The sequence below is a fragment of the Rhizobium sp. BK176 genome, assembly GCF_024808055.1.
Genome location: NZ_JANUBV010000001.1, coordinates 578462 through 597444 on the forward strand (window position 1 = coordinate 578462; position 18983 = coordinate 597444).

Annotated in this window: 5 protein-coding genes; 2 read left to right on the top strand and 3 right to left on the bottom strand. The window is 60.9% G+C overall.

Annotated features, from left to right (window positions below):
• Positions 1–87: 87 nt before the first annotated feature.
• A complete protein-coding gene (locus tag FHT76_RS03420) occupies positions 88–6525 on the top strand; it encodes an Ig domain-containing protein (protein WP_259184304.1) in 6438 nt (2145 codons plus the stop codon).
• Positions 6526–6578: 53 nt separating this feature from the next.
• On the opposite strand, the gene FHT76_RS03425 is transcribed toward FHT76_RS03420, so the two are convergent.
• The 3 genes from FHT76_RS03425 to FHT76_RS03435 form a co-directional block, all read right to left on the bottom strand.
• The gene (locus tag FHT76_RS03425) at positions 6579–7859 is read right to left on the bottom strand and encodes a PcfJ domain-containing protein (RefSeq protein ID WP_259184306.1); all 1281 of its coding nucleotides are present in this window, start codon (positions 7857–7859) and stop codon (positions 6579–6581) included.
• A gap of 66 nt (positions 7860–7925) precedes the next feature.
• Positions 7926–8234: a hypothetical protein gene (locus tag FHT76_RS03430; RefSeq protein WP_259184308.1), complete on the bottom strand. Its 309-nt coding sequence runs from the start codon at positions 8232–8234 to the stop codon at positions 7926–7928.
• Positions 8235–8246: 12 nt separating this feature from the next.
• The gene (locus FHT76_RS03435) at positions 8247–11579 is read right to left on the bottom strand and encodes a hypothetical protein (protein ID WP_259184309.1); all 3333 of its coding nucleotides are present in this window, start codon (positions 11577–11579) and stop codon (positions 8247–8249) included.
• A 242-nt stretch (positions 11580–11821) separates the two neighbouring features.
• Here FHT76_RS03435 and FHT76_RS03440 point away from each other — a divergent pair, with 242 nt between their 5' ends.
• Positions 11822–18958: a putative Ig domain-containing protein gene (locus FHT76_RS03440; RefSeq protein ID WP_259184310.1), complete on the top strand. Its 7137-nt coding sequence runs from the start codon at positions 11822–11824 to the stop codon at positions 18956–18958.
• Positions 18959–18983 lie beyond the last annotated feature (25 nt).

Sequence of the window (18983 nt, forward strand, 5' to 3'; positions counted from 1 at the left end):
GCCAATTCCATGCCGGTCAGCTTGACCGTTAAATTGGTGAAACCGTAGCATACTATCAAACCTATGTTTCGTTGCCGGAATGTAAACATGTTCAAGAGATTCATTTCTACCGTCGCGGCTCTCTCTATCGTATTCGGGGCGATAAGCCCTGCCCTTGCCTCTGAAGGCTTCACTGGCGACAACGGCACTTTCTACTATCGCTACAAGACGACACCGCCGATCGTCGACGACTCTAACGAACAGCAGAAAGACGTCGTTGCGTATTACGTCGGTGGCGTCGGCTTCGACTTTTCCGAGCTTCTGCCGCTCAAGAACGAATGGTCTGACGACAACTGGAGCGTGACCTCCGGCACCCTGCCCGATGGCATCACCTTCAATTCTGCCACGCGCACCTTCGAAGGAAAGCCGACATCCCCCACCTCCGGCGCGGTCGCGTATCTGACTGGCATCGACGTCAACGGAAACCAGGTCGCCGACGCGAAGGTCACGTTCGACATCTACGAAATCCAGGGGACCCCGCGGACTGTCGATCTTTACGCCCACACGGGCAAATACCACGTGGACGAGCTGTCCATTCCCTCCGGGCTTGCCGTCGACAGCTGGCGCGCGCTCTACAAGGCCCCTCCGGGCGTGACCGTCAACGGACCATACTTCGAAGGAACGCCGACGGCAGCTGGATCGTACCCCGTTTTCATCCAGGGCCTGAACTACATGGGCGAAGCGATCGTCACATTCTTCGGCAAGTACACGGTGGAAGACGGACCGACGTTCCCGTTTATCGCGGATTTCGTCTCCCCTCTGCCGCAACTCGAATGGGGGTATCAGCTCGGACCCTACAGCTTCGGCGCGCCCAAGACCCACAAGATCAATCGCGCCATAGACCCCACTAAGGCAGTCCGCTATTTCATGGAGATCGATCCGACGAAGTCCGACGGTCTTCCGGGAAGCGTGTCTTCGAACGACAACGCCAAGAACCTCGTCCTCGATGGCTACATCTGGCAGCCGTACGACACGGCGACAATCCGTTACCGCGCGCTCGACAGCGACGGCACCGAAGGCTATTCGAACTGGTTCACGTTCGGGTCTTCCGACCCGCAGCCCGGCTGCGCTCCGTACTCGCAGCTGTATCCGCTCCTCGTCTATACGGGTACACCTGCCAAGATTTCCGTTCCGCGCCCGTTCGGCAGTCAGGGCCGCCTCGAATACTTCGTGGCCTCTGGCAAATTCCCCGCCGGCTTGTCTCTCGACAAGGACACCGGTGTCATCAGCGGCACCCCGCTCGTCGCTGGCGACAACCAGGCAATGGACTTCCGGGTCGACGTGATCAACGGTTCGAACACCGTGTCGACGACGTGCGGTTACCAGATCAATGTCCAGCCAGGCACTGTTTCCATCACTGACGCGACCGACGGTCAGGCAAAGCACGTCCGCACCGGCGATGTCTACACCGGAGCCGCGACGATCGCGGGCGGCATCGCCCCGTACAGCGTGTCGTTCACCGATCCGGCAGCGCTGCCCCTGTACTTCACCACGGCGACCCAGAACACCGCATCCATCGGCATTTCCGGCGTCATTCCGACCGCTGGCAAGAAGAGCATCGGACTGACGCTGAAGAACGGCGACGGCAGTTCGATGCCAGGATCGTTGACCGTTACAGCTCACGACGAACTGAAGGTCAACACGGTGCCGACCGTCCACATCAAGCGCCTCGACGCCTCTCAGGTCTGGGGATCGATCCCCTACGACACCGCGACGGTCATTCCCGACGTGAAGAAGGGCAACCAGCCGCAGTTCACGCTTTCCAACGTCGGCGGGCTGCCGTCCGATATCAGATTCTCTGAGGACGGCGACTTCACCGGCCTGACGAAGGCGGACGCCAAGTCATATGGCACCTTCACGGCAACCATGTCGGACTATTCCGGGGACAAGGTTACGACAGACCCGTTCGAGATCGTCGTGGACCCGCGCGAGCCTATCGCGGTCGACACACTGAACGCCCCGTCGTTCATGGTCGAGAACCCCCAGTCGGTTTCCGCAATCCCGATGACGGTGAAGCAGCCGCCGGGTGCCAAGGACCTCGGCGTGAAATGGACGCTGAACAACGTCGGCGGCATCACGATCCCGACCTGGTTCCACTTCGACGGCGACCTTGGCAAGATCACGGTCGATGCTGACATTCCGTATGCGGAGCGCGGTTCTTACGGCCCGTTCACGCTGACGGCCACCGACGACGAAGGCTCGACGGTGACGTCGCAGCAGTTTAATGTCTCGATCATCGATTGGAAGCCGCCATTTGGAACGGTGGCGACTGTCTATCGCGGCAGCGTGAGCGGAGACACCTCCGCCCAGGAAACCGCCACCTACGTTTCCATCCCGAGCCTTGTGAAGTGGATCAACGAAGACACCGTCATCGGCGGCCGCAAGGGCGTGACCTTCCTGTCGTCCGAGCCGACAAATCCCGCCGGCCTCGATTTCTACCCGGCTGACGGTTCGTTCGCAGGTGTCCCGACATCTGAATTCAACGGCAACGTGATCGTGCGCTTCAAGGATGCCCGCGACCGCGAGGGAGAACTCGCTGTTCCCCTGGAGGTGCGAGCCTATCCGTCCGTCAGGATGACCCAGTCCGAATACGAGGTTCCCCGTCTTTCGGATGCCGCCAAGTCGAACCCGCTCGTCACCGGACAGCAGGTCAACGGCTTCTGGAACAACCCGAAGTGGACGCTCGACACGTCCGCGGGTCACCCCGCTCTTCCGTCCGGCATGTCCGTCGACGCCTCCAGCGGCAAGATCGTCGGCCGCACGAAGGACGCCGTAGGCACTACGGTCACGGGACTGCGCCTCAAGGCGACCTCGCTTGGTGCGAACAAGGAGGAACTGGAGTCCTACACGCAGGTGTTCGACCTCAAGATCACCGACCCCGTTCCGATGACGCTGGACTACGGTCCTGCGACGGCGAAGTTCTTCCTCACCGAAGACAACGGAGCCTACAAGTACGTCAGCCAGATCACGACGACGCCGAACCCTGGCGGGTCCTACGTCGATCCGCTGGCCTATTCCATGGACAAGTCTCAGGCCGTCGCCGATGGCATGACTGGCACGCTCGACGTCAATTCCAAGACAGGCAACCTCTCCGGCTTCCCCGATGTCCTCGGCCGCTGGAACGTCTTGATGAACGCCACGGACACCGAACAGACCCAGCCGGCCTCGCCGTTCACGCTTGATGTCTGGGCGACGCTTTCGGGCAACATCGGCCGCACGAACGCCGACAAGTCGTTCAAACTCCGCGTCGGCGAACCGTTCAAGACGGACGCGCTCGACATCAACAACAAGGTTGGCAGCGTCGTCTTCTCGACGATCCCGGCGAACCTTCCATCGACCGTGGCGGTCGGCTTCGACGCCACGACGGGCGCGTTCTCCGACGACAGCGCGTTCGACAGCGCGAACCAGTACACGATCCGCATACAGGCGACGGACAGGGACGGCCGCACGTTTGCCAGCCCGCTGCCCGAGCTGACGTTCAATGTCATTCCGGCGCTCGAGGCCTCGGTTCCGGCCAAGCAGACGTCGATCGACACGCGGCAGTATTCAGCAAGCGCCGACGACGTCATCGACGCGTCATTCGGCGTGACGATCAAGAACGGTCTGGGTACGATCAGGTACAGCGTCGTCAGCGACGACCTGCCTGGCACGCTGGTCAACAAGCTCTACGCTCTGGACGGCACCTTCACGGGATACCAGTGGACGGACGAAGACCGCGTCGGCCATAGCCTCCCGGCAACGACCAAGGCAGAAGACCTTCCCGACCTGCTTCCGCTCGACGCCCTCGTGTTCGACACGATGACGCCTTCGCTCAAGGGCATTCCGTCCAAGGAAGGGACTTTCACCTTCCAGATCGAGGCCTTCGATCACTATGCCGACGACTACATCAAGAGCGTGCCGTCGCAGAAAGAGAACAACTCCGCCAAGACGGCACCGATCACCATCCAGGTGAAGCCTGCGCTTCCTCTGACCGTCGCCAACACGGTGGCCAGCGAGACCATCTACCAGATCACCACGCTTCCGACGCTGCGTACCGTTGCGACCAACAACGCCTATGGCCGCCCGGTCGAGTGGACGCCGGTCGGCACAATCGTGCTTCCGCAGAACGTGAGCTTCGTCAAGGGAGCCACAGTTCTGTCCTACAACGGTTATCCCGAGCAGACGGGTACGTTCGGCAGCCTGATCTGGAAAGCCAAGGACAGGGCCGGCCGCTCCGCCACATCCGACGCCGCCGAGCTCAAGGTCGGCCCGCGCAAACCGCTGGAGCTGATCCCGTCCGACGATCCGGCCGTTCGCCTGGTCAATGTCGCGGATGCGAACCTCACCGTTACGCCGCGCTATTCGGCCTACGGCAAGGCGATCCCCGATGGAGACTGGTCGGTCAGCGGCACCGACAGGCTTCCGCCTGGCGTCAATTACGCTATCGGCAACAACAAGGTGACCTTCACGGGCATTCCGACGGTCACGGGCAAGTACGAGGGCTTCACGATCTCGGCCGTGGACTCGATGGGTTCGTCTAGAACGATTTCCATCACCTTCGTGGTGATCGAGCCGACCGACGAAATTCGTCTCGAGGTGTCGAACGTCAAGACGAAGAGGAACGTGCCGTTCCAGATGCAGTCGACCGCGACGAACACCTACGGCAAGGTCCAGTTCTACTCGTACGACATCGACGGCGATCCGCGCACCCACGTGAGCGGCCAGTACGCCGCCGATCTGGACATCAACATCGATACGGGTCTGGTCTCGGGTGCGTTCGCGACGGCAGGCGACCGCAACTTCGACGTCTGGGTGACGGACACGACGAAGCGCGTGACCTCCAAGCCCGTGACCGTCACGGTCATCCCCGACCTGCGCATCACGGTTCCGACCTTGGTTCAGTCCCAGCAAGCCGTGAAGCTGGAGCGCACCATCGACACGACCTACGCGCTTGGCACCGTTTCCTACGAAAAGGGCGCGGGCGACTGGCCTGAAGGCGTCGAGGTCGATCCGGCCACCGGAACGATCCGCTCCAAGTACATCGATCCGATCACCAAGGAGGTCCTCGACAAGATGCAGGCCGCGTCAGGCACCTATTCTGGTCTGACTGTCGTCGCCGTCGATACCTTCGTCGTGAACGGCATCACCTACAAGGACCGCCAGTCATCGAACCAGTTCTCGATCTTCGTAGACGTAGCCGATGTCCTGCCGGTCATCACTACGCCCGCGAAGACGATCCTCGGCACGCAGGGCACCGCGATCGTTTCGTGGCGTCCCGTGGTCAAGGACGACATCGAGAAGAAGACGTGGAACTACGGCGGCACCAAGTACAAGCTGAGTACCGATCTCACTCAGTATGGATTGGCGTTCGACGAGAACACGGGCGTGATCTCGGGTACGGCTCACACGCCGTTCATCGTCCGCGACATGGTGATCACCGTGACCTCTCAGCGCGGCGACAGCGCCAAGACCAATCCCTTCTGGGTCGGCATGGTTCCCAAACTCCCGCTTGCCGCATCGCCCACGCAGAGGACGAGCTATGCGATCCGCTACGACGAGCTCTGGGACAGCGATCCGCTGACGATGATCAACTACGTCGGCAATCTGACCTTCTCGAAAGGCAACCAAACGGTTGCCACCAACTGGTCGTTCGACACCGACGACGGGCAGTTCCATCAGAAGTCTGCCTCGACGGCGTCTGTTCTGACGAACCAACCGGCCGCAGGCTGGCCGATCTACATCGACGTGACCGACGAATTCAACCGGACCGCCAGGTTCTGGTACAACCAGCTATTCCTGAGTCCTCTCACGGTCACCACGGTTGCGTCCGGCAGTGTCCCGAGGAACGTCGACGTGACGAACTACTATGCGCCGACAGTCGTCGGCGGTTATGGAAAAGTCATGTTTACAGCAACAGGACTTCCCACGGGGATGACCATCGACGGTGCCACGGGTGCTATTTCCGGAAAGGTTCCGGAGACCGTCGCGTTCGGCACCGTGTTCAACATCACGGTCACCGCGACGGACGACTATGCCGCCTCGCCCCGTTCGAAGAGCGCTACCTACCCCGTGACGATCTATGACCCGACGAAGGGCCATCGGTACTGGAAGCTGACCTGGGCGTATGACGGCGGTTCCTACCCGGCCCGCCTGGAAGACCTCCAGTTCCTCGGCGCTGACAGCACCAACTACTCGCTGTGGTATAGCCAGGGCAAGGCGACCGTCATGAGCGCCGGCATCTACGCGGGATGGGGCAGCTATCCCGGCATGTTCGACGGAAATCCGGCGACGGCCGGCGGCCACCTGCTCGGCAAGTACATCGGACTCGATTTCGGAGCCAACGCCCCGCCGATCAAGGCGATCAAGTGGTGGTGGTACCCTGGCAACGAGTCCAACGCGGGAGACATCTCCGCCCACTTCTCGGACGACGGCGTCAACTGGACCCGGGTCTACGACGGAACGGGCAAGGGCCGCGAGGTCACCAAGTCGATCTCCGGCGACTGGTAAGAAAAAAGGCCCGCCAAAAGCGGGCCTTTTACTTGGATGTAAGTCCGGGTGCTTCAGCCAAATCCGAAGAGCTTCCTGATGGAGTTCCGGGGCTTCGGCTTGAACTTCATGTCCGCGGCGAGGCACCCGTCGGATTGCGACTTGCCAAACCAGTTATGCTTTGGCGGTGATCGATAGACGACCAGGTCGTCGTTGATGGAGTCAGGAAGGGTCTCCACGTCGGTGCGATACATCGTGAGTTTGACACGGACGATTATGTCTTCCGGAATCTCGGAGATATCGGTGCTGCTGATGTCGAGCGTATGTCCAACCCGTAGCCCGCTCGGCAGTTTCCATACTTTGGTGTTGCTCAGGTCAAGGCTGCCGCCGACAGTCAGTCCATTGGGCAGGATCATCATGCGCGACCCGGAAAGGTCCATGTTTCCGTTGACCTTGACCGCGTCGCCCAGCCGTCGAATTTGCGAACGACGGAGTTCGACGTTGCCTCTGACCTTCAATCCCGGAGGAAGCTCGCTTAGGCATGTATCGTTGGCGATGAGATGCCCTGTTACGATGAGGTCGCGCGGGAGCTCGGTCAGGTCGGTCCCGCTGATGTTGAGGGTCCCCTCGAATTTCATTCCATTTTGGAGCGTATAGATGTCGTGCCACTTGCCGTGTTCGTCTATGGCGTAACCAAGTCTGGTCGGCGTACTAACGATATATTTGTTCTCGAGGGCCGGTTTCAGTATGTCGATGTAGCGCTTGATTGGCGCGCGGTTCTGCTTTCCTTGAAGCTGGTGTACCTTGTTTGTCTGGTTGTCTATCTCGATCGTGACGTGCGGTTTTCCGGCCGGATCGCGTAGCGACAGGAATGTCCGCAAGCCCGACTTGAGGAGAAAGTCGTAACTTCCGTGTCCAATGCAGTGCTGCATGGCCGCGGACTCCCGGTCGAGAGCCGATGGGGCGAGCATTTTGACCAAAACGTAGCCGTCTTCGAGTTCCTGGTGGATTTCCTCGTCGTCGGCGACCGCGCCAACGGGAAAAAGACGCTGGTTTGCTATCCGCATCGCCTTGTCCGCCTCGGCGGTGATCTGCTCGATCGTCGAGAACTTCATCAGCTTCTTTGGGCGTCCGTCGGCGTCCAGGTTGGAGAGCCATTCGGCATCGGTGACAACGGCGGCAGAAATCCAGTCGGCTATGTGGCGCAACGTGTGTTCGTCCGGAAGTTCCTTCTCGCCTTCGTTCAGGCGCTTGAGGATCACCCGGCCCGCGCACATGGCGAGCAGGCGCGAAATTTCCTCATCTCCATCGGCGGTCTTCGCCATGAGTTTCGCCACGATATCCTTGTTCGCCACTGTGATGCCCTTCGACCTATCGCCGCATCATCGGCCGCGACATCGCGACGGACAATGGCTTAAAGATCAGGAGTCGTCATCGACGCCGGCTTGCTGCTCGTCGATCGGGACGCGGATCAACATATCGCGGCCCTCGTCGTCGCTCGTCCAGCCGTAGCCCGGAACGTCCATCGTGAAGTGGTCGACGCTCGAGCTAAACATGTAGCGTCCAGGGAACGGATTTCCGCGGCACCAATCCTTCATATCCGCGAAATCCGCCACCACGTCGCCCGTCATGAAGGTCCGGACGGTATTCTCGCCGTCGCTGATCGTGATGCCGCTGTAATCGGGGTCACCGATCTCGTTGTACTCGATCCTGATGATCCTGCTCGACATGTCGTTCTCCTATCAATCCTTGAGGATGTACCAGCGATCCACGCCCTTGATCGGCTGCGGAGCGTCGGGAAGCTGCGAGTGGTGAACGAGGCGTCCGCCTTCTTCACGGGCCTTCTCCTCGATGTACCGGTCGCGCAGGGACTTCGAGGCGGCCGCCGTTCGTGTCGTAAACATGCTGGTGTCGTCCCAGACCGAAGGCCGTTCCTCCCGCGCCTTTCCCATCGCGTCCGCGAGAGCCTCATGGGCGGTGTCCACGAAGACACCGAACGGCACCGCTTCGTCGCTCTGTCTTTTGGAGACGCGAATGGTCTCGATACGATACGGACCGTAATCGTCGGGCCGAGTGATCGCGAGGGTTTTGTCCAGGAAGGATGGCCCTGCATCGACCATGTCCGGCGAATAGTAGACGGCTTTGGCCTTCTTGAGCCATGCCTCGGTCGCGGGGCCAAGCAGGGGGTCGACACCGCGGATGCGCGCGACGGACTTGTAGTCGTGCGCCCAGCCGTCGAAGTAGACGACGCCTTCTGTCTTCACGTCCTTTGGGTCGAAGCCGTACACCTGCCAGTCAATGCCTGGGTGTTTTTCGAGGTAGTTGTTGAAGACACCTCTGGCGTGGGTCTTCACGCTGTAGCGATGCACATAGGCATCGCGGACGCGCTCTGCGTCCTCGTCGCTCGGCGCGAGCTTGAACAGCAGCACGAACATGCGTTCGATGCCGACGGCCATGATTTTCAGGTCGCCGTCTCCGTTTCTAACCAGAGCAAACGGGAAAGCGATGCCAACGTTGTCCACTACCCCTGTCTGCTTTTCCCATGCTTCGAACAGGGCCTCGAAGTCTTCCCGTTCGAGTTTGCGCGAAAACTTCTCGATCCTCGGCCGAAGGTCGGTGAACTGGGCGAGCAGGGTCTGCTTGGCGCTGAGCGACATGAAGCTCGATGTGACGTCGAACCATTCCTTCGCGTCGTCCCATTCCTTGAGCACGTTCTCCTTGGCATCGGAGCGCAGCATGCGCGCCCAGCGGCGGCTGCGTTCCCTGGCCTCGCCGTGCTTGAAGTCGATAGCGATCCGATGCACCGAGCAATGAGGCTCGAAACGGTCGTCGCGCTCGTCCTCGTTCGGCGCTGCATAGGCGACGATACGCCCGTCGCCCGAAACCGTCAGTCTGAGCGGCGTCAGGTTCCGTGCGGCGAGGAACGCCTCCGCCTTCTCGACGCGCTCGTCCGCTCCCCGGGCGACGACGAACATCTGGTCGAGGATGCCCTTCCATTCCTTGGGAGCCTTTCCGCCTTCGAAGACTGGCAACGGCTTGCCGCGGTTGGCCGCGCGCCATGCCGTGACCGCGGTGTCGACGATGCTGTCGGCTTCGCCCTCGTCAGCGACCTTGCCGTCAAGGAGTGCCTGCTTCATTTGGCCGCGCGTTTCCGCTTCGACCAAGCGCTCGGCCTTGAGCATTTTGGCGGCGACCTTGAACAGACGGATGTAGGCGATGTGGTTCATCCGGCTTCCACGGTTGTGGATGTACCAGTCGATATCGTCCAGCGACACCTTATCCAGGCAGAGGTAGGGAATCTCTTCGGAGTAAAAGCCTTCCTCGTAAGCGCTTAGGTTGATCTTAGCGTTGAAGGTGCGTTTGTCGTAGTTGGTCCGGTTTTCGCCGGACACTTCCACGTCCACGCAGACGGACTTCCCCTCGCGGTAGGCAACGGCGATACCAGCCTGCTCCGCCGGCCCGAAACGGACGCTCACACGGTTGTTGTAGACATCGCAGAGCGAAGGCGCGGTTTTCTGCGTGATCAGCGTGTACCAGTTGCAGACAAGGCGCGACCCCGACTGCACGAAGGCGTTCTTTTCCCTGATCCACTCGGAAACCGGCTGGCGTTCGATAGTCGGCAGCGACGCCGACGCGTCTCCGTCGCGGATGAACCGGCAATAACGCTCCTGAAACCCCAGTGAGACGAACTGCATCGCGTCCCGCTCTTCGTAGAACTCGCCGAAGAGCTTGAGACGGTGATCGAGACCCGCGCACAGGATGAGGAACCGCTTGTAATGCAGCGTGGCGCTCGCCTGTCTGGCGTGCCTTTCCGCAAAGGCGATCTCGTCGAACTTGATCTGGCTGCCGTCGACGCCCCTGAACATCTTGTCGCCGTCGCCTTTGGACGGAAACAGCTTGCTGGCACCGAGATGGCTCTCGACGGGAGAGATGACCTGATGGATGTTCCATCCGTCGCGAACCAGCAGGAACACCTGATGGTTCTTCTTGTTGCGGAAATAGTTCGCCAAGCCGTCGCCGTAGTCGATGTGGCGGCGCGTGGACGCCATCGCGACGACACAGCGGTCGGTCGGGAAAATCTGGCGGACGAGGTCGTCGTTCTCCCGAAGCGCGCGGAAGAACTTGTCGACGCTCGTGAAATCGAACCATTCGTCGACGTCGAGGTGCATGGCGAGTTCCTCGTCCATACACAGTTTCGACTGCACGAATGTCAGCGGTTCGTCTTTGGAAGCAGACGCTCCCTCGCGGACCGTCTCCACGAACACATCCTTGCCGACATAAAGGTCCAGCGAGGCGACGCCGCTCATGATCTTGGCGACGTAGTTGCGCGTCTCCTCGGTCTGCGCCAGCGCGGCTGCCGCCTTCTCCTGGTAGAACGGCGTCATTCTGGCGACGGTGTCGGAGATCGCCTTGGACTGGTTGGTGATCCAGTTCGACTGGATGGTCGCGATCAGATGCTCGCGGTTGGCGGCCGCCTTGAGCATCTCGATCTTCTGTTCTGTGATGCCCGCCATCAGGGCGTTCGCCACGCTGCCCGTCGCGACAGCGGCAGCGGCCCTTGCCGCCTCGTTGGACAAAGCAGGAAGGTTCGTCCCACCGTCTCCCTGACGTGCTTTTTCCTCCTCCGCCTTGAGGCCGTCTTCGATGACTTTCGCGACGACCTCCGGATTGGAGCTGAACTCAACCATTTCAGCCTGTCGTTGCTCGACGGCGGCCTGCACCGAGGCAAGCTCCTTCGTCCGGACGATCTGTGCGTCAGGTTCGAATTCGAACTTGTCGAGGAAGTCTGGAAGAAGGAACTCGTGGTTGCGCCAGTTGATATGGCGGGAAAGCGTCCCGCCCTTGCCGTCAGGATACTGGTAGTTGCCGGAGTTGCCGTATTTCAGAGGATGAGCGCGCAGAACGATCGTGTGCGCGGTGTCGTCGACCCACTTGATGGATTCGAGGAGCAGGACTTCGTCCTTGTCGATACCCTGGTGGCCGATCTGCTCCTTGGCGCGCCAGTATTGCCCGGCCTGGAGCGACTGGAAACGTTCGATGCGTTCGACGCCGGCCTGATGCTTTTCGATTTCCATGCCACGCTCCGCGACCGCTCAAACAAATGTTGACAACTCACTATAGCATTCGGGTCTTCAATTCAACTGAAAAACTCGGAGTCTTTAAATTGTCCTCCGCACCAACCACCCGCCGCCGACCGACTATTTTTGGGATCATTGCCATTCGACAACGGGCAATATATTGCGCATTACGCAAACTGCATTGTTCCCGGACGCCTTCTCCCGTAATATTCAAGACGACGAATAAAGGACTCGACCGCATGTTTTCGAAAATCAGGAACTCGTTTCTCGCGGCGACCATCGCCTTGACGAGCGCCATCCCCGCTAACGCAGCCGGTTTCGCAGGCAGCGACGGAACGTTCTATTTCCGCTACAAGGCCCCTGGGATCGACAACGTCAGCCTGCCCGAACCAGAAAAAAAGGACGTCACCGCGTTCTTCGTGGGCGGCGTCGACATGGAATTCTCCGAACTGCTTCCGCTCAAGCCGCAATGGCAGGACGACACGTGGTCTCTGAAGCCCGGAAGCATCCTTCCGGCCGGCATTACCTTCAACGTCGGAACCCGCACCTTCGAAGGCACGCCCACCACGCCCGTCATCGACAGGACCGTCGAACTCGAAGGCGTCGACGCCCTTGGCAACACCGTCGCCCGTGCGGAGGTCCATTTCGATATCCACGCGATCCAGGGCGTTCCGTATCACGCCGACATCTACGCCCACACAGGCAAATTCAAGGTCGACGAGATGAAACTGCCCGCAGGTGTCGTCGCGGACACCTGGCAGAACGTCTACCCACTTCCTTCGGGTGTTTCTCCGAACGGCCGCTTCATACAGGGAACCCCGACCGCTACGGGCGCTACCCGCTACATGCTGTTCGCGAAGAACTACATGGGCGACGTGGTCGCCACGTACTGGGGCAACTATCTCGTCGAAGACGGCCCGACGTTCAACTTCGCGGCCGACTGGAGTGACATCCGTCCGCTTCCGATCAACGACACCGTGTTCTTCTCCAAGAAATCGCCGGGCGACATCTTCGTCAAACGCGCCATCGATCCGAGCAAGGCGATCAAGTATTTCCTAGAGATCGACGAGGCCGAAGGTCTTCCCGCAGGCGTAACGGTCCAGAACACCACGACCTCCAACATCCTTGTCGCCGGCAACGTTGCCCGTCCCTTCGAGACGGGGAAGATCAGGATCAAGGCGATCGACAGCGACGCCACCATCGGCTACTCGGGCTGGCTGACGTTCGGCACGGGCGCGCCCGTGCTTGGCTGCGGCGTCAGCGGTCCGGCGTTCGAACTGAAGACCGGCAAGGCCGTTTCCATGGCACCGCCAGCCCCGACCGGCACGACAGGTTCCGTCACGTTCTCCCTGGCATCCGGCACTCTGCCCGAAGGCCTCAAGCTCGAAAACAACCTCATCGTCGGAACGCCGACCAAGGCGAACCAGACCACGTCCGCCAACATCGCTTCCGTCGTCACCACGAACGGCCAGTCCGCGCCGCCGAAGTCCTGCGTCCTGAATTTCCACACCGTTCCAGGGAATCTCGCGCTTGCCGACAGCACCCCGCTTCAGGACCACCACGTTCGCGTTGGCAAGACCTATTCAGGCGTGGCGGAGGTCAAGGGCGGCCAGAACCCGTTCGAGGTTAAACCCTCCGCCGGTACGCTTCCTGTCGGCTTTGCATTCACGACCCCTACGGTCGACACGAGCCTTGTCGGTGTGAGCGGCCCGGCGACCACGGTCGGCGCTACGTCTATCCCCTTGACGCTGTCGAACGGAGACGGCAACAACATCGCTGGCCAACTCTCATATATCGGCCACGGTCCGCTCGACACGGGCGTGGTTCCGACTATCAGCGTGCAGCGTCTCGCCGCTTCCAAGGTATGGGGCAAGGTTCCATACGACGAACAGAGCGTCATCCCCGACGTCTCCGGTGCAAACGACTACCCGGCATTCGTTGTGTCGAACGCTGGCGGCCTGCCTTCCGGTATCACGCTGGATCAGTCCGGTTTCCGTGGCGCGACATCGTCCGCGGCCGGAAGCTACGGCATGCACACCGTCACCATGACGGACTTCGAAGGCAAACCAGTTACGTCGAATTCGTTCGAAGTGGTGGTTACACCTCGCGAGGCGATCGGCGTCGAGTCCCTCGTCGAGCCTCACTTCACCGTCCGTTGGGGCGAACAGAAGGCGACGCCGCTCGTCGTCAAGCAACCGGAAGGGGCGAAGAATTTCCGCGTCGATTACGCGCTGAACAACGAATCTCCCGATCCGCTTCCCGCTTGGCTTTCGTTCGACACATCCACTGCCGAGATGACTGCCTCGGCTCAAATCCCGTATGCCGACAAGCGCAATTGGGGACCGTTCACGATCACCGCGACCGACCAGGAAGGTTCTACCGTCACGACCGAACAGTTCGACATCGTTGTCGGCGACTGGCCTGTGCCTGCCGCAAACGTCGGTTCGACCTTCAAAGGAAACGTCAGCGGAAACACTGCGGCCGGCGAAAACGCGACCTGGTTGAATATCCCGGGCGTGTCGCCCGAGAGCCTGCGTGCTTTCGTCCTGCGCAATACCGTCATCGGCGGCCCGGAGAAAGTTGTCTTCACCGGCTCGAACCCGTCGAAGCCCGCCGGTCTTGATTTCAACGCCGCCGACGGCACCTTCTCCGGCGTTCCCCTCTCGGAGTTCAAAGGAAACGTCGAAGTCGCATTCACGGATGAGGAAGGTCGCGAGGGTACGATGTTCGTGCCTCTCGAAGTCCGTCCTTATCCGACGGTCCGGATGACGCGATCCAGCTACGATGTCCCCCGCCTTGCGAACGCAGCGCTGATCGCCAATCCGGTGAAAGCGGAGGCCGTGTCCGGCTTCTGGAACTCGCCTGTATGGTCTGTCGATCTTGCAAACGGACCCGATCTCCCCGAAGGCCTCACCGTGAACCCGACGACGGGCATCGTTGAAGGCAGCACGAGTGCCGACGATGGCACCGTCGTCAGCAACATCGTGCTGAAGGCCGTCTCCAGAGGTGCGAACAACGAAACCCTCGAAAGCAGGACAGCGCCGTTCTCGATCAAGGTGGCCAAGCCCGCGGCGATCACGCTCGCCTACGATAAGAGCAAGGTCACTTATTTTCTCATCCCCGATGGAAACGGCGGCTATGCGGTCAGCCCGACCAATCCTGCCGTTTCCCCTGTGCCGACGGTCGGTGGCTCCTATGACGATCCTCTGAAATACTCGATCGATCTGGCCGCGGCGCTCTCCGACGGAATGACCGGCGACCTCGGCATCAACGTCGACAACGGCCGACTGATCGGCGCTCCGAACAAGCTCGGCGAATGGCAGATCGGACTGAACGTCACGGACGGCGGCGGGCGTACTCCGGACGATCCGGTCACGCTGACCGTCAAGGCGACGCTCGATGGCTTCGTCAACCGCTCGAACGGCCCGCTTTCCATGATCCTGCGACAGGACGAACGATTCACCACACCCGCATTGGACGTCTCCAATTTTGTCGGGAACGTTGTCTTCTCGACGATTCCCGCGATCCTCGCAGACGGACTTGCGTTCGACACCGACAAGGGCGCTTTCCTTGAAACGAGTTCCTTCAAGGGAGCGACGAGTTCGTACGGCGTTGCGGTGACGGCGCAGGATGCCGATAAACGCGGCTTCGAAGTAAATCCGGTCCTGTCGTTCAAAGTCATCGCTCCTCTGACAGCCTCCGCAACGACTCCGGCCCTGTCCGCGAAACAGTATTCGACCGTCGACAACGGCGGCATCGACGCGACCTGGTCCGTGACGACAGGAAACGTGATCAAAGAGGTCCGCTATTCAATCGAAGGCGACCTTCCCGGTACGCTGGTGTACAAGACCTATGACGACAGCAAGGCGTTTCTTGGCTGGGCCTGGAAGGACGAGGATCGCAACAGCCAGTGGATCGCGGCCAGCGATCCGAACGCCTCTACCCTCTTGCCTTACGACGCGCTCGTCTTCGACACGCTGAACCCATCTCTGGTCGGCGTCGCTTCGAAGGCCGGTTCGTTCGGCGGTCTCTATATCGTCGCGCGGGACCTGCATGTCGACGACTATGCCTTCCCGTCTCCGAACCAGTCGGAGTACAACACCGTCAAGCTCGGTCCGTTCGCGATCAACGTCGAGGCGGCGGCCCCCTTCCAGGCTATGGCCTCGGCAACGTCGGAGACCATCTACCGCGTCACCACGGCTCCGACGCTGCGCGTCAACGCCGTCAACGCGGCAGCCGGTCGCCCAGTCACATGGACGCTGATCTCCGGCAATCTGCCTGACGGTGTGGTGCAGGTGAAGGGAGATACTTCGGCCTCGTTCACCGGCTACGCCACAGAGAAAGGAAGCTTCCCCGGTCTCGTCTGGCGCGCCCGAGACGCCGCCGGCCGCACGGCCACGGCCGATGCCCAGACCCTCGTTGTCGAAGAGCGCAAGGGCCTCGAACTCTCAGCCAAGCCGAATCCGTTCGGTGTCGTCGAAGGCACGGCTTTGCCCGCCTTCTCGGTCAACGCGCTGAACTCTGCCCTCGGAAAAACGATCCCGGCTTCGGACTGGGTACTGCCGACATCCGGAATGCCTGACGGGCTGACCATGTCGGTCGCGAACGGCCGTGCCGTGCTTTCCGGAACGACCTCTGCCGTCGGCGACTACTCGGTACCCGTCTCGGCTACCGACAGCCTCGGTGCCACCGCCAATGTCGCCGTCGCGATCTCCGTTCTCGACGAAGACGAAAAGATCGAGGTGTCCTCGACTTCGGGCCGCACCAAGAAGGGCTTCCCTGCGCAGGTCCAGATTACCGCCGACAGCCGTACCTTCGGAGACATGCGCTATGTATCGGGTGATACGTCGGTTTCGGTTGACGCGACCGGGATTGCCACCGCCGTCTATTCGGATGCGGGGCAGAAGACTTCTGTCGTCACCGTTTCCGACAGCACCCGGCGCACGACCGATCATACGATCTCGGTCGACGTCATCGACGAGCTCGCGATCGAGGTTCCCACGGTTTACGCCGTGACGGGCCAGCAACGCACCACTCAGGTCTCGGCCAGCAACATCCTCGGTACCGTCACCTATTCGAAGGGCGACGGCAACTGGCCTGCGGGCATGACGGTCGACCCGGCGACGGGCGAGATCGGCGGAACTCCGACGGCAACAGGCACGTTCTCCGGCCTGACGGTCATCGGTGACGACACGTTTGTCGTCGGCGATAAGACCTACCACGACGTCAGGGCTTCCAACCCGTTCGATGTCCTCGTCACTTCCACGCCGACCGGTTTCGCCCTTGAAACCGAGGTCAGCCCTTCGGACGTTGCCGCCGTCATCGTCAACCGCCCTGTCGAAGGACTGTCCGTATCCGCTGTCAACACCGCATGGGACCTTCCGCTGACGGCCGGAAACTGGAGTGTCAACAAGTCGGCGGGCCTTCCGCCTGGCGTCGATTTCGTCTTCTCGGGCGGAAAGATGGTTGCGACGGGTACGCCCACTGCCCTCGGGACCTACGGTCCGTTCACGTTCACGGCGACGGATATGGCTGGTCAGAAAAAGACCCTGACCCTCTCGATCAGGGTGATCACTCCTGAGGACGCCATCGTGCTGAACGTGTCGGATATCCAGACGAAGGTCGGCTTCCCGATCAGCATGCAGCCGAGCGCGACCAACACCTACGGCAAGGTCACGTTCTACTCCTACGCGATCGACGGCGACCCGCAGACCCACGTTCCGGGCGCGTACCAGGGCAACCTCGACATCAACTCCGCCACGGGTCTGGTGACCGGCTCGTTCCCGAGCCTTGGGGACAAGACGTTCGACGTGTATGTGTCCGACGCCACGAAGCGCGTCACCTCGCAGGCCGTCCAGGTAACGGTCCTTCCGAACCTGCGCCTGATCTATCCTGACCAGGTAATCGTGACGCAAGGCGAGGTCGCCTCGCGTACGGTGGACACCTCCTACGCCATCGGCAACGTCTCGTACCAAATGGCGGCCGGACAGACGCTTCCTGACGGTCTCAGCCTGAATGCGACCACCGGAACCATCTCTGGCGACCCGACCGTCGAAGCGGGCGAGTATGGACCGTTCACCGTCGTCGGCATCGACGGCATCGGCGATCGGCAGTATTCCAACGGCTTCCTGATCGTCGTCAATCCGATCCAGGCCTACCCGGTCATCGCGAACGTCACGAACAACAAACTCCCCTTCGGCACTATAGGAACGCCGTTCCTGTTCACACCGACGGTGACCGACAGCGTCAAAAACAAGCCATGGACCTATCCCGCCCGGTTTACGATAAACCATGACCTGACACCGTACGGCCTCACGTTCGACAAGAAGACAGGCGTTATTTCGGGAACTCCGACAGCGCCGTTCTACTTCGACGACGTGGTCATCACGGCCGCCAGCGACTTCGGCAATTCGGCGACTGCCCCGTTCGTGATCGGCACGCCTCCAGCGCTTCCGATGGTCGCGACCGCTGGACAGACCACGGCCTACACGAAACGCGCCACCGTGGCGATGTCGATACCGACTCCGTCGTTCGACAACACGTTCGGCAAGCTGACCTACACGGCGACCCCCGTGCCGGCCGGCACGTCGTTCTCCTCGGCAGGCGTTCTCTCTGGAACTCCGACCACGGTGCAGGTCGTCAACACCAAGGTTACGGTGACCGACGTCTTCGGCCGGACCGCCACGTTCGATTATTCCGTCGATATCAAGGGGGCGCTTACCTTGGCGTCGGCTGGCGCGGCACAGACGGCGATGCAGGGAGTCGATTACGTCAAGACGTTCGTGCCGACGGCGACCAACATCGTGGGAACAGCGACCTACACCGCGACCGGTCTTCCAACCGGTCTGTCGATCGATCCGGCCACCGGCGCGATCAGCGGGAAGATCGTCGAAGGCGCGTACGAAAGCAGCACTACGTTCAGCGTCACAGTGAAGGTGGTAGACAGCTTCGACGCGATGGAGAAGTCGATCACCTATGTGATCACGGCTCCCAACCCGCGCGGCGCTCACAAGGTATGGGTTTTCCAGTCGCAGATCGGCTCAGGTTCTAGCGCTTACGAGGCCTTCTTGCGTAGCGGCACGACAAACGTAGGTCTTCCCGACGGATCGGGAAGCACTTGCGCAAAGCTCTGCGACGGCAATACCACCTCGTCGTTGGTCATTTCGAACACCGGCACGACGCAAACCTACTTCTACAGGTATGCGACACCGAAAGCGGTCGACAACATCCTGGTGCCGCGCCCGTCGACGAGTGTGAACCCGAGGATCAGGCTTCTCTTCTCGGACGACGGGACGAACCTTTATTGGCTGGACGAGATACCCTCGCTCACCATCACGGCGACCTATACCACCACCAGCTTCACGCTTTCGTGGTAAGTACGAGCACCTGAATCACGAAAGA